Here is a 12,531-nt window from a genome sequence, read left to right as displayed (position 1 = left end):
GCTGCCGGAGTAGAGTCGGCCGGGACACATGGCTCACACAACTACAAAACGGAGCTCCTCATGGCGCGACTCACCCGTGGCATTACCCGTCTGCTCGCCGCTTCGGCACTGTTCACCATTCTCGGCGCCCAGGCCGATCCAATCCTGATCAAGTTCTCCCATATCACCGCCGACAGCACGCCCAAGGGGCAGGGCGCCCTGATGTTTCAGAAGCTTGTGCATGAACGTCTGCCGGGCCAGGTCGAGGTGCAGGTCTTCGCCAACTCCTCGTTGTACGGCGACGGCAAGGAGATGGAAGCGCTGCTGATGAATCAGGTGCAGATGCTCGCTCCGGCGCCTTCCAAGCTCGAGCAGTACACCAAGCAGCTGCAGCTGTTCGACCTGATGTTCCTGTTCGACGACATGGCCGCCGCCCAGCGCTTCCAGCAGTCGGAGAAGGGCCGCGCGATGCTCAAGTCCATGGAGGACAAGGGCATCACCGGGCTGGCCTACTGGCTCAACGGCATGCGCCAGTTCACCGCCAACAAGCCGCTGCGCGAGCCGGCCGACGCCCGCGGGCAGAAGTTCCGCGTGCAGCCTTCGGATCTGCAGGCCGCCCAGTACACCGCGTTGCGCGCGGTACCGCGCAAGATGGCCTTCGCCGAGATCTACCAAGGCCTGCAGACCGGCGTGGTCAACGCCCAGGACAACCCCTGGTCGAACATCTACAGCCAGAAGTACTACGAAGTGCAGAAATACATGACCGAGTCCAATCACGGCATCGGCAACTACCTGCTGATCACCAACACCAAGTTCTGGAATGGCCTGCCGGCGCCGGTGCGCGGCGAGCTGGAGGCGATCATCGAAGAGGTCACCGCCGAGGTGAATCGTCAGGCCGAAGCGCTCAACGAGGAGGCCCGGCAGGGCATCGTCGCCTCCGGCAAGAGCGAGATCCTGGTGCTCACCGACGAGGAACGGGCCAAGTGGCGTGAAGCGGTGCAGCCCGCCTGGAAGAAGTTCGAGGACGAGATCGGCAAGGACCTGATCGAAGCGGCGCAGGCGGCGAATTCGGGGAACTGACAGCGGCCTCAGGCCGGTACGCCGACGATCACGCTGGATGCCTTGAAAATCGCCGTGACCTTGCGCCCCACGGCGAGCTCCAGCGTGTCGCTGCTCTCGCGGGTGACGATGGCCGCCAGGGTGGCGCCGCCGGGCAGGTCGAGCACCACCTCGCTGTTCACCGCGCCGGGCTGGATGCGCGAGATGGTGCCGGTCAGGCGGTTGCGCGCGGAAACTCGCGTGCCGTCTTCCTCGTCCATCAGGATGACCGAGGAGGACTTGACCAGCGCGAAGGCTTCGGCGCCGGGTTTCAGGCCGAGGCTCTCGGTGCTTTCCTGAGTGACGATGGCGACCAGCTTCTGGCCGCCGGCGATTTCCAGTTCGACCTCATCGTTCACCGCGCCGCTTTTGGTCCGGGTTACGGTGCCGAGGAACTGATTGCGCGCGCTGGTTTTCATGCCCATTCTCCGGATAAGCAGGTAGTCGTCGGCCAGGTCCGTGGCCTGTCGGCCCAGCTGTTCGACGAAGCGTCGGTGCTCGCGTTCGATGGTGCGGAAGTTCGCCACCAGCTGTTCGCCCCGTTGGGTCAGCCGCGTGCCGCCGCCGCCCTTGCCCCCGGCCAGGCGCTCGACCAGCGGTTCGCCGGCCAGGTTGTTCATGGTGTCGATGGCATCCCAGGCGGCCTTGTAGCTCATCTTGATGGCTTTGGCGGCCTGGGTGATCGAGCCACATTCGGCGATCTTGGCCAGCAGCGTGACGCGGTCCGGTCCGCCGAACTTCTCGCCATCGACGGTCAGCCAGATCGAGCCGTGCAGCTCGACGTTCTTGTCGTTCGATTCCATGGTTCTGTCGTCGCCCCTTCGCGATTCATCGGCGAAGCATATCGGGAAGTGCCCGAACTTTCAGTCGATTAACGCCAGGGCTTCGTGGGCGGTTGCCGCACTTTCGATGACGCCTTCACGCAGGTGCAGCACCTGCTCGCCGAACACCTCGGCGTCCTCGGGGTCGTGGGTGATCAGCAGCATGGGCACCTGCAGGCGCCGCTGCAGTTCGTCCAGCTCACGGCGCATATGGCTGCGCAACTGCGGGTCGAGGGCCGAGAAGGGTTCATCGAGCAGCAGCGCCCTGGGCTGGGCGATCAGGGCCCGGGCGAGGGCGGTGCGCTGGCGCTGGCCGCCGGAAAGCTCCTCGGGCAACTGGCCGGCCACCGGGCGCAGCTGGAAGGCGTCCAGCCAGTAGTCGACCGCCTCATGCTGGAGCGCGGCGCGCGGATTGAGCAGGCCGCGGCGCAGGCCGAAGCCGATGTTCTGCCGCACGTTCAGGTGCGGAAACAGCGCGTAGTCCTGGAACAGGTAGGCCACCTGGCGCCGTTGCGGAGGCAGGTCGATCTTCGCCGCGTGATCGAACAGAGGCGTGCCGTCGAGGTGAATATGGCCTTGGTCGGGGCGTATCAGCCCGGCGATGGCCTTGAGCAGCAGGCTCTTGCCCGAGCCGGAGGGGCCGAGCACCACCAGCCGCTGGCTGTCGGTCTGGAAACGCACCTGCAACTGGAAACTGCGCTTGGCGGACTTCAGGGTCTTGCTTATGTCGATATCGAGTTGCATGGGATGTGTTCCGTCAGCGGTTGGCGATGCGCCCAGGCGCCAGGCGGCCGGCAAGCAGCAGCACGGTCACGCAGACCGCCGAGGTGATCAGCACCAGCAGGTTGGCGACGTCGTCCTGGCCGGCCTGCACCGCTTCGTATACGGCGATGGAGAGTGTCTGGGTCTTGCCGGGGATGCTGCCAGCGACCATCAGCGTGGCACCGAATTCGCCCAGCGCGCGGGCGAACGCCAACAGCACGCCGGCGAGGATGCCGCGCCAGGCCAGCGGCAGGGTAACGCGAAAGAACACTGCGAGTTCGGAGATGCCCAGTACCCGCGCTGCCTGTTCCAGTTGGCCGTCCACCGCTTCGAAGGCCGCGCGCGCCGGCTTGAACACCAGCGGAAAGGCGACGACGGAAGCGGCGATCACCGCGCCCTGCCAGGTGAAGATCAGGTTGATGCCGAAGCTTTCGTGCAACCAGGCGCCGAAAGCGCTGCGCTTGCCCATCAGCACCAGCAGGTAGTAGCCGAGCACGGTCGGCGGCATGACCATCGGCAACGTCAGCAGGGTGTCGAGCAGCTCGCGGCCGGGAAAGCGCTTGCGCGCCAGCAGGTAGCCCACGGCGACGCCGAGCACCAGAGTGATGGCCGTGGCCCAGCCGGCGACCTTCAGCGACAGGGCGAGAGCGATCCAGACCGAGTCCATTGCTGCGGCTCAGGGCTGCTTGAAGCCGTACCGGGCGAGCACTGCCTGGCCGGCCGGTGAGCGCACGTAGGCAATGAAGCGCTGACCTTCGGCGGCATTGGCGCTGTCGGCGGTCTGGGCGATCGGGTAGCTGATCTTCACCTCCAGCGGTACCTCGAAGGCGACCTTGACCTTGTCCTGCATCACGCTGGCGTCGGTGGCGTAGACGAAACCGGCCTCCACCTCGCCGCGCGCCACGTAGTCCAGGGACTGGCGCACGTTCTGCGTGCTGATCGCCTTGGCCTGCATGGCGCTCCAGAGGCCGGCGGCCTCAAGCGCCTGCTGGCTGTAGCGGCCGACCGGCACGCTGGCCGGGTTGCCGATGGCGACCTTCTCGACACCTGGCTGCGTGAGGTCGTCAAGCTGGGCGAGTTTCAGCGTGCTGTCGTTCGGCACTATCAGTACCAGCGCGTTGTTGGCGAAATCCTGTCGTGAGCCGGGCTCGATCAGCTTCTGTCGGGCGGCCTGATCCATGGTTTCCTGATCGGCGGAGGCGAACACGTCCACCGGGGCGCCCTTGGCCATCTGCTGCAACAGCGCTCCGGAAGCGCCGAAGTTCAATTGCACCTTGGCGTCCGGGTGGAGGGCTTCGTAATCCTGGGCGATTTCCTTGAAGGCGTTGGTCAGACTGGAGGCGGCGGATACCGTCAGCTCGCCCGCCTGGGCGATACCGGTGGCGGTAAGCAGGGCGAGACCGGCCACTAGCGATTGCAACGAAAATGACATCTGCTTGTTCTCCGCAAGGGTTCTGGATTAGCGCAATATAACCACGTATATCGCGCTGATGGGAATGACCTGAAGCGAAGCCGAGCAAAATCATTCTTAGCGAGGGATGGACTTGTGTCGCCGGCATCGCCGCGTCCGGCGCCGAACGCAGGGTCTATGCTTCTGGGTAGCCTGATCACGGGTTTGGAACGCCAGTCCGGGTGATCGGCTCAAATGCAACGTCTGCCAGGCGCTTGGGTTGCTGATTGGTTCGCCTGTTGGACAAGGTTTTGCAAACCAACAAGACAGAGGTAACCGCCATGAGTGCTGCGTCCCTATATCCGGTACGGCCCGAGGTGGCCGCCCAGTCTTTGACCGACGAGGCCAGCTACAAGGCCTTGTATCAGCAGTCGGTGGTCAATCCCGATGGGTTCTGGCGCGAACAGGCAGCGCGCCTCGACTGGATCAGGGCCTTCACCACGGTCAAGCAGACTTCGTTCGACGATCACCATGTGGACATCAAGTGGTTCGCAGACGGCACCCTGAACGTGTCGGCCAACTGCCTGGATCGTCACCTGGAGGAACGCGGTGACGCGCCCGCCATCATCTGGGAAGGCGACGACCCTTCGGAGCAGCGGACCATCACCTACCGCGAGCTGCACCGGGAAGTCAGCAAGTTCGCCAACGCCCTGCGCGGCCAGGATGTGCATCGCGGCGACGTGGTCACCATCTACATGCCGATGATTCCCGAGGTGGCGGTGGCCATGTTGGCCTGTGCACGAATCGGTGCGGTGCATTCGGTGGTGTTCGGCGGTTTCTCGCCGGAAGCCCTGGCGGGGCGCATCATCGACGGCAACTCGAAGGTGGTGATCACCGCCGACGAAGGGCTGCGTGGCGGCAAGAAGGTGCCGCTCAAGGAAAACGTCGATGAGGCGCTGACCAACCCCCGAACCCGCTGCGTGCAGAAGATCATCGTGGTGCGCCGCACTGGCGGCGATATCAAGTGGAACCAGCATCGCGACATCTGGTACGACGAGCTGATGCACGTCGCCGGCGAAATCTGCGCGCCGAAGGAAATGGGGGCGGAAGAGCCCTTGTTCATCCTTTATACGTCGGGCTCCACCGGCAAGCCGAAAGGTGTCCTGCATACCTGCGCGGGATACCTGCTGTATGTGTCGCTGACCCATGAGCGGGTATTCGACTACCGGCCGGGCGAGGTCTTCTGGTGTACCGCCGACGTCGGCTGGGTCACCGGGCACAGCTACATCGTCTACGGTCCGCTGGCCAACGGCGCGACCACGCTGATGTACGAAGGGGTGCCCAACTACCCGGACGTCACGCGTATCGCCCAGATCATCGACAAGCACAAGGTGAACATTCTCTACACCGCGCCGACCGCCATCCGCGCGATGATGGCCGAAGGCTCCGCCGCGGTCGAAGGCGCCGATGGTTCGAGCCTGCGCCTGCTGGGTTCGGTCGGCGAGCCGATCAATCCCGAGGCGTGGCACTGGTACTACGAGACGGTCGGCAAATCGCGTTGCCCCATCGTCGACACCTGGTGGCAGACCGAGACCGGCGGCATCCTCATCAGCCCATTGCCGGGCGCCACCGCACTCAAGCCGGGCTCGGCCACGCGGCCTTTCTTCGGCGTGGTGCCGGGCCTGGTGGACAACCTCGGCAACCTGCTTGAGGGCGCGGCCGAAGGCAATCTGGTGATCCTCGATTCCTGGCCGGGGCAGATGCGCAGCATCTACCGCGACCATGACCGCTTCGTCGACACCTACTTCAAGACCTTCCGCGGCATGTACTTCACCGGCGACGGCGCGCGCCGCGACGAAGATGGCTACTACTGGATCACCGGGCGGGTGGACGACGTGCTGAACGTCTCCGGCCACCGCATGGGGACCGCGGAAATAGAAAGCGCCATGGTCGCCCACCGCAAGGTCGCCGAGGCGGCCGTGGTCGGCGTGCCGCATCCGGTGAAGGGGCAGGGCATCTATGTCTACGTCACGCTGATCCACGGCGAGGAGCCGACCGACCAGCTGCGCCAGGAACTGCAGCAGTGGGTGCGCAAGGAAATCGGCCCGATCGCCGTGCCGGATACCATCCAGTGGACGACCGGGTTACCCAAGACACGTTCCGGCAAGATCATGCGCCGCATCCTGCGCAAGATCGCCACGGACGATTTCGATTCGCTGGGCGATCTTTCGACCCTGGCCGATCCCGGCGTGGTGCAGCAACTGATCGATACGCACAAGGCCATCCAGCGCAGCTGATCGAGGCGGGGCGGCGAACAGGTCTTCGCCGCCCCCTGGTTCGATCAGGAGGCCGGCGATGCCGCCTGCTCCTGCGGTGCCTGGGCAACCAGCATTTCCGGCAGGTCGCCGCCGATGAATTCCACCTGGCGGATGGGGAAGGCGAAGTCCACCTCGAGTTCGTGGATGCCTTCGAGCAGACGCAGGTTGATCTCTTCCTGAACGTCCATGTAGGCGTTGTAGTCGGCAGTCTGCATGATGTAGACGACCTCGTAGGTCAGCTGGCTGTTATCGAAGGCGAAGAAGTGGGCACGGTCGAACTTGGCCTTCTCGATGCTTTCGATGATCCGCCGAACCAGTAGGCTCACCTCGCGCAGCTTGCTGGCCGGTGTCTTGTAGCTGATGCCGAACTTGAAGACGATCCGCCGCGTGTTCATGCGCTTGTAGTTGTGGATCGTCTGCGAAAGCAGGTCGGCGTTGGAGCACACCACCTGCTCGCCGCTCAGGCTGCGGATGCGGGTGGTCTTCAGGCCGATATGCTCGATGGTGCCGGCGATATCGCCGAAGACCACGAAGTCGCCGATCTCGAACGGCTTGTCGATGCCGATGGAGAGCGAGGCGAAGATGTCGCTGAGCAATGTCTGTACCGCCAGGGCGATGGCGATACCGCCGACGCCGAGGCTGGCCACCATGGCGGTGATGTCCACGCCGAGGTTGGCGAGGATCGACAGCAGCATCATGGTCCAGACCACGATACGCAGCATGATGCCGATGATGGTGGTGGTCACCGGATTGCGCGCCTTGCCATCGCGCGTGAGGCTCTCCATCCACAGGTGGACCGCGGTATCGAGCCAGAGGGCGATCTGGAAGGCCAGCGCGATGAACCAGCCATGGGACATGGCCGATTCCCAGCGGTCGGGTAGTTCCGCAAACTTCAGGCCGATCAGCAGGGACATCGCGATGAGCAGCAGCTGGCTGGTACGGCTGAGCATTTCCGCGACCATGCCGGCGAAGCCGCTCGGCGAGCCCTTGCTCAGTTTACGCAGGCGATTGGTGACGACCTTGAGGACGGTTTGCAGCACCAGGTAACTGACGAAAGTGGCGCCCAATACCAGGGCGATGTTCAGCCAGAGCGTTTCATCCAGCAGGCCATCCCAATTCATCGTTTCGGTTCCTCCACATAGGTACGTAATGGTTCAGTGGCCCAGGCACTGCATTAGTTCCCATGTGGAGGGGGGAAGGAACGGCGGGGAAGGGGAGCGTTGCGGGTGTGCGGTACTACTGGTCCTGGATGGCTTCGCGGAGCTGTTCGTAGCCGCCGCCATTGATCACCTGGCGATAGCCCAGTTGTTGCAGAAGGTCCTGCGCGGCGGAAGAACGGCGACCGGAGCGGCAGTAGAGCACCACCGGCTGATCCTTGTCTGGCGCGACGGCCGCGATGCGGGCTCGCAGCTCTTCCGAGCCGATACGGACCGAGCCGGGAATCGCGCCTTCGGCATATTCCTCCGCGGTTCGTACGTCGATCAGCAAGGTGTCGGGGCGCTTCAGCGCCTCCAGTGCCCCGGCCTGGTCTATCTCCCCCGCGATTGCCGTTGCGCTGAAGGCGAGCAGGATCATGAGCAGGCGATACATCGAATTCTCCTTTGCGTGACTGATCAGCCGAAGAGGCGGGTGAGATTGGGCAGAATCAGAATGACTGCCGTGGCGACCAGAATCAGCGTCGCCTGCCTGAATTTTTTCTGTCTGAACATGCTAGCGCCCTTTTATTGTTGTTGGTGCCATGTCCTCTTGGATCATTTGTCGCACCCTGGCGTTCTTCGTTTTGTCGGTAAGGCGGGAAATAGCGGCGCCCTGTGCGCCTGGGTCGGGAAGGCCCTGCTTCTGCTTCTCGACAAGCAAATTGCAGACCAGCAGCTTGGTGTGCTCGCCACAGCGGCCCGAGACATGGGAAGTCGGGCGCCCTTTACCAGGCGGGGGCACGGAGGTGAGCCAGGCGAACCGCGATGTACCGCTCAACGCACATCGCTCGATGCCACTCGTCGGCGACGAAGTACCCGTTTGGCCCGGGCGCCGAAAAAGGAACATCGGCGCCGCCTGGTCCGGGACAGCGGGTGGAAACGGAACAACGCGGGGTAACGGCGAAGCGGCGCGCCTGCCGGGACGCGGGAGGCATCGGTGGCTTCTCAGGCGATCAATCCTTCTCCGGTAGCAGGAAGTTGCCGGGCCCCTGGTTTTCCAGGGTGGGCACCTGGGCGTCGTCCTTGAGGTCGACCCCCGAGAGCTGCCGCCGGCAGGCTTCGCGCATCAGGTACATGAGGCGGAAGGTGGCCATGCCGTAGCTCAGGCCTTCCAGGCGCACATTGGAAATGCAGTTGCGATAGGCATCGTTGAGGCCGACGCGGGGTGCCCAGGTGAAGTACAGGCCGAGGCTGTCGGGCGAGCTGAGACCGGGCCGTTCGCCGATCAATATCACCGTCATCTTCGCACCCAGCCGCTCGCCCACCTCGTCGGCCACCGCCACCCGGCCCTGTTCGACCAGTGTCACGGGGGCCAGCGACCAGCCTTCGGCGGTCACCTGTTCGAGCAGGCGCTCGAGAAACGGCAGGCTGTGGCGGCTGACGGCGAGCGATGACAAACCGTCGGCGATAACGATAGCCAGGTCATGGCCGCCGCCGTGTTCTTTGACGTGGTCATCCAGCTGGGCGGCGGACGCTTCGTCCAGGCGCCGGCCCAGGTCAGGACGTTGCAGATAGGTGTGGCGATCGCTGGCGGCGCTGTGCAGCAGCAGCGAGTGGTGACCGAGGTTGTGCAGTTCCTCACGCAGACCGACATGGTCGAACGGCAGGTGCACGGCGTCGCGGGCCTGGGCGTGGGCGAACTGGAAGTCCAGCTGGGCGCGGGTCGGCAGGCTGGTGCCGGCACGGCCGAGGGCGATGCGCGCCGGGGTCAGCTGGCGCAGCTGTTGCCAGGGGTTGGGCGTGGTCGGGGAGCGGGTGGGCATGGCTACCTCGTTTTGAGATCACGGCAAGACGCGTGGAAAAGACCTGCGGTCGTTTTCCACCCTACGGCTGCGGTGGGTGTGTCGGCGTAGGGTGGAAAACCGCGCAGCGTTTTCCACCGATCGGGCACTCGGCGCGAAACCGGGGCGTTTTCATGGCATGCATCACGCCAGTTGCTCCAGTGCCCGGCGGAACGGCTCGGGCAGTCCGTCGCCCAGGTGCAGGCGATTGCCGTCCTGGCGCAGGATGTTCATCTTCGCCAGCCACGCCTCGAACTCCGGCGCGACCCTGAGGCCCAGCACCTGGCGGGCGTAGAGTGCGTCGTGGAAGGAGGTGGTCTGGTAGTTGAGCATCACGTCGTCGGAGCCGGGAATGCCCATGATGAAGTTGATGCCGGCCGCGCCCAGCAGGGTCAGCAGCATGTCCATGTCGTCCTGGTCGGCTTCGGCGTGGTTGGTGTAGCAGATGTCACAGCCCATGGGCACGCCCAGCAGCTTGCCGCAGAAGTGGTCCTCCAGCCCGGCGCGGATGATCTGCTTGCCGTTGTAGAGGTACTCCGGGCCGATGAAGCCGACCACGGTGTTGACCAGGAAGGGATTGAAATGGCGCGCCACCGCATAGGCGCGGGCCTCGCAGGTCTGCTGGTCTACGTCGTGATGGGCATTGGCCGACAGAGCGCTGCCCTGGCCGGTCTCGAAGTACATCAGGTTGTTTCCCAGCGTCCCGCGCTTGAGGCTCAGGCCCGCCTCGTAACCTTCCTGAAGCACCTTGAGGCTGATGCCGAAGCTGGAATTGGCCGCTTCGGTGCCGGCGATCGACTGGAACACCAGGTCCAGCGGCGCGCCGCGCTCGATGGCGGCGATGGAACTGGTGACGTGGGTCAGCACGCAGGACTGGGTGGGGATCTCGTAGCGCTGGATGACGGCATCGAGCATCTCCAGCAGGGTGCAGATCGAACCCATGCTGTCGGTGGCCGGGTTGATGCCGATCATCGCGTCGCCATTGCCGTAGAGCAGGCCGTCGAGGGTGCTGGCGGCGATGCCGGCGGGGTCGTCGGTGGGGTGGTTGGGTTGCAGGCGGGTGGACATGTGCCCGCGCAGGCCCATGGTGTTGCGAAAGCGGGTGACCACGCGGATCTTCTGCGCCACCAGGATCAGATCCTGCACGCGCATGATTTTCGACACCGCGGCGGCCATCTCCGGCGTCAGGCCCGGCGCCAGGGCACGCAGTTCGGCCTCGCCGGCCTGGTCGCCGAGCAGCCAGTCGCGCAGGCCGCCCACCGTCAGGTGGCTGACCGGCGCGAAGGCGGCGGCATCATGGCTGTCGATGATCAGCCGGGTGACTTCGTCGCTTTCATACGGAATCACCGCCTCGCTCAGAAACTGCTTGAGCGGCACGTCGGCCAGGGTCATCTGGGCCGCGGCGCGTTCGGCGTCGCTGGCGGCGGCGACGCCGGCCAGGCAGTCGCCCGAGCGCAGTGGGCTGGCCTTGGCCAGCAACTCGCGCAGGCTGTCGAAGCGCCAGGTCTGGCCGCCGATGCTGTGGGAATAGGTTGCCATGATCTGTTTCCTGTCTCGGGGGGAGGGCACGGGCTGTTTTCGCCGGTGCCGGACGAACGCCGTGCTGCCGGTGGGGCCGTGCACCCCCGGCAGCATCTGTTGCGCTCGAAGTCAGGCCTGGGCGACTTCTTTCGAAATCGGCAGAGGCCCTCCGTGCAGCTCGGAGCCAGGGTATTCGCCGTCTTCGATGATGCCGGCGGCTCGATCCTGCTGTTCCAGTTGCAGCGCCTTGGGTACCGACAGCCAGTAGGCGAGGCCCACGGCGGAAAAGCCGGCGAGTATCTTGCCGATCAGCACCGGCAGGATGATGGTCGGCTGGAAGTTGGCGGTGAAGGACAGGTGGTCGCCGAGCAGGAAGGCCGCGCACACACCGAAGGCGATGTTGAGCACTTTGTCCTTCGGTGGCATGAAGCGCACCAGGCGGAACATCGCGAGGATATTGGCGATGGTCGCCAGCATGCCGGCGCTGCCGACGGCGCTCAGGCCGACCTTGCTGCCCAGGGCTTCCAGGGGGCCGCCGAGGTACTTGCGCAGCAGGTAGACCATCGGGAAGGCGCCGGCCAGCATGATGCCGATGTAGCCGGCGGTTTCCAGGGCGCGGGTCTGGTCCTCAGCATCGGCGATGATCGGGTCGAAGCCCCAGCCGCCCAGCACGATGGTGAACACGCCAGTGAAGTATTCGACGATGGAGAACACCAGCACCAGCTTGATCAGCGCGTCCATACCGCGGCCGAAGCCGATGAAGCCCTTGATCATCAGGTCCGGCAGGAAGCGCAGGCCGGCCGCCAGCGCCACCACGAAGACGATGATCGGCAGCAGGTTGGCGAAGATTCCTCCGAGGCTCATCGCCAACTGGTAGGTGGCCTCGCCATTGGTGGCGACCACTTCGCGCACCATCGGGTTGCTGAGCATCAGCACGACGCTGGCGATCAGCACGCCGATCGGAATGCTGAGGATGCCGGACATGATGCCCAGCGCCATGTACTTGTGGTCACGCTTGTCGAGCATGGCCAGGCCCATCGGAATCGAGAAGACGATGGTTGCGCCGCCCATGAAGCCGGTGATCAGCGCCATGATCAGGGCCTCCTTGCTGGCGGCCAGGGCGGCGGCGAGGTGGTAGCCACCCATGTCCGAGGCGATGATCATCGTCGCCGCCAGCGCCGGGTCGGCATTCAATGCATTGAAGAATGGCCCGAAGACGCTTTCGATCAATACCGTGAGGTAGGGGATGGACGCCATGATCCCGGCGGCCGGGACGAAGATGTGCCCGGTGGCATGTATGCCCTCCATGAATTCCTTGCCGAGGCCTTTTTCACTGTCGCGTATGGCTGCGAAGGCCCCGAGGACCGCGCAGAACATGATGACGTAGAGAACGTAATTACCGATCTGATCCATTGCTTTGCCCTGTTGTTATGTTTTGCCAAGCGCCAGAAAGCCAATCGAAGGCTGCACCAGGCAGGCCGAAAACGGCTTTGAGCGGTGTCACGGTGTTCTTTAGGGGAGGTTCCGCCTCCCGCTGGAGAGGATCACGGTGGCTGTACCGGGGCCGTACGCACGCAAGGTCGGCCCCGGTGCTGCGTTTAGAAAAAACCGAGCGGGTTGATGTCGTAGCTCACCAGCAGGTTCTTGGTCTGCTGGTAGTGGTCG

12 protein-coding genes are annotated in these 12,531 nt (G+C 64.4%); 2 read left to right on the top strand and 10 right to left on the bottom strand.

Annotated features, from left to right (window positions below):
• Window positions 1-60 precede the first annotated feature (60 nt).
• Complete coding sequence (locus EA795_RS07335; protein ID WP_014852214.1) at window positions 61-1,059, top strand: DctP family TRAP transporter solute-binding subunit; 999 nt, start codon at window positions 61-63, stop codon at window positions 1,057-1,059.
• Window positions 1,060-1,067: 8 nt separating this feature from the next.
• Here EA795_RS07335 and EA795_RS07330 read toward each other — a convergent pair whose 3' ends face one another.
• The 4 genes from EA795_RS07330 to modA are packed head-to-tail and all read right to left on the bottom strand — an operon-like array spanning window position 1,068 to window position 4,092.
• Window positions 1,068-1,880, bottom strand: a complete 813-nt coding sequence (locus EA795_RS07330; protein WP_014852215.1) for a TOBE domain-containing protein — start codon at window positions 1,878-1,880, stop codon at window positions 1,068-1,070.
• A gap of 60 nt (window positions 1,881-1,940) precedes the next feature.
• On the bottom strand, window positions 1,941-2,642 hold the full coding sequence (locus tag EA795_RS07325; protein ID WP_122076376.1) for an ABC transporter ATP-binding protein: 702 nt from the start codon (window positions 2,640-2,642) through the stop codon (window positions 1,941-1,943).
• 13 nt (window positions 2,643-2,655) lie between these two features.
• Window positions 2,656-3,327, bottom strand: a complete 672-nt coding sequence (modB, locus tag EA795_RS07320) for a molybdate ABC transporter permease subunit (RefSeq protein ID WP_014852217.1) — start codon at window positions 3,325-3,327, stop codon at window positions 2,656-2,658.
• A gap of 9 nt (window positions 3,328-3,336) precedes the next feature.
• Entirely contained in the window at window positions 3,337-4,092 is a 756-nt protein-coding gene (gene modA, locus EA795_RS07315) for a molybdate ABC transporter substrate-binding protein (RefSeq protein ID WP_122076374.1), read from the bottom strand.
• Window positions 4,093-4,391: 299 nt separating this feature from the next.
• Here modA and acs point away from each other — a divergent pair, with 299 nt between their 5' ends.
• Window positions 4,392-6,347 carry an acetate--CoA ligase gene (gene acs, locus EA795_RS07310; protein ID WP_058073685.1) on the top strand — a complete coding sequence of 652 codons (1,956 nt, stop codon included), beginning with the start codon at window positions 4,392-4,394 and terminating at the stop codon, window positions 6,345-6,347.
• A gap of 44 nt (window positions 6,348-6,391) precedes the next feature.
• Here acs and EA795_RS07305 read toward each other — a convergent pair whose 3' ends face one another.
• From EA795_RS07305 to EA795_RS21620, 6 genes are all read right to left on the bottom strand, one after another.
• The gene (locus EA795_RS07305; protein WP_122076372.1) at window positions 6,392-7,489 is read right to left on the bottom strand and encodes a mechanosensitive ion channel family protein; all 1,098 of its coding nucleotides are present in this window, start codon (window positions 7,487-7,489) and stop codon (window positions 6,392-6,394) included.
• Between the two features lie 115 nt (window positions 7,490-7,604).
• The gene (locus EA795_RS07300; protein WP_014852221.1) at window positions 7,605-7,958 is read right to left on the bottom strand and encodes a rhodanese-like domain-containing protein; all 354 of its coding nucleotides are present in this window, start codon (window positions 7,956-7,958) and stop codon (window positions 7,605-7,607) included.
• A gap of 559 nt (window positions 7,959-8,517) precedes the next feature.
• Window positions 8,518-9,327, bottom strand: a complete 810-nt coding sequence (gene eutC / locus EA795_RS07290) for an ethanolamine ammonia-lyase subunit EutC (protein ID WP_122076368.1) — start codon at window positions 9,325-9,327, stop codon at window positions 8,518-8,520.
• Between the two features lie 162 nt (window positions 9,328-9,489).
• Window positions 9,490-10,884, bottom strand: coding sequence for an ethanolamine ammonia-lyase subunit EutB (locus tag EA795_RS07285; RefSeq protein ID WP_122076366.1), 1,395 nt, complete (start codon window positions 10,882-10,884; stop codon window positions 9,490-9,492).
• Between the two features lie 111 nt (window positions 10,885-10,995).
• Window positions 10,996-12,279 carry an ethanolamine utilization protein EutH gene (eutH, locus tag EA795_RS07280; RefSeq protein ID WP_065984354.1) on the bottom strand — a complete coding sequence of 428 codons (1,284 nt, stop codon included), beginning with the start codon at window positions 12,277-12,279 and terminating at the stop codon, window positions 10,996-10,998.
• Window positions 12,280-12,464: 185 nt separating this feature from the next.
• On the bottom strand, window positions 12,465-12,531 hold a 67-nt coding region (locus EA795_RS21620), incomplete at its 5' end, for a hypothetical protein (RefSeq protein WP_009877847.1).

Origin of the sequence: Stutzerimonas nitrititolerans (genome assembly GCF_003696285.1) — a bacterium.
GTDB classification, from domain to species: Bacteria; Pseudomonadota; Gammaproteobacteria; order Pseudomonadales; family Pseudomonadaceae; genus Stutzerimonas; species Stutzerimonas nitrititolerans.
This window is presented reverse-complemented; position numbering and strand designations above follow the sequence as displayed.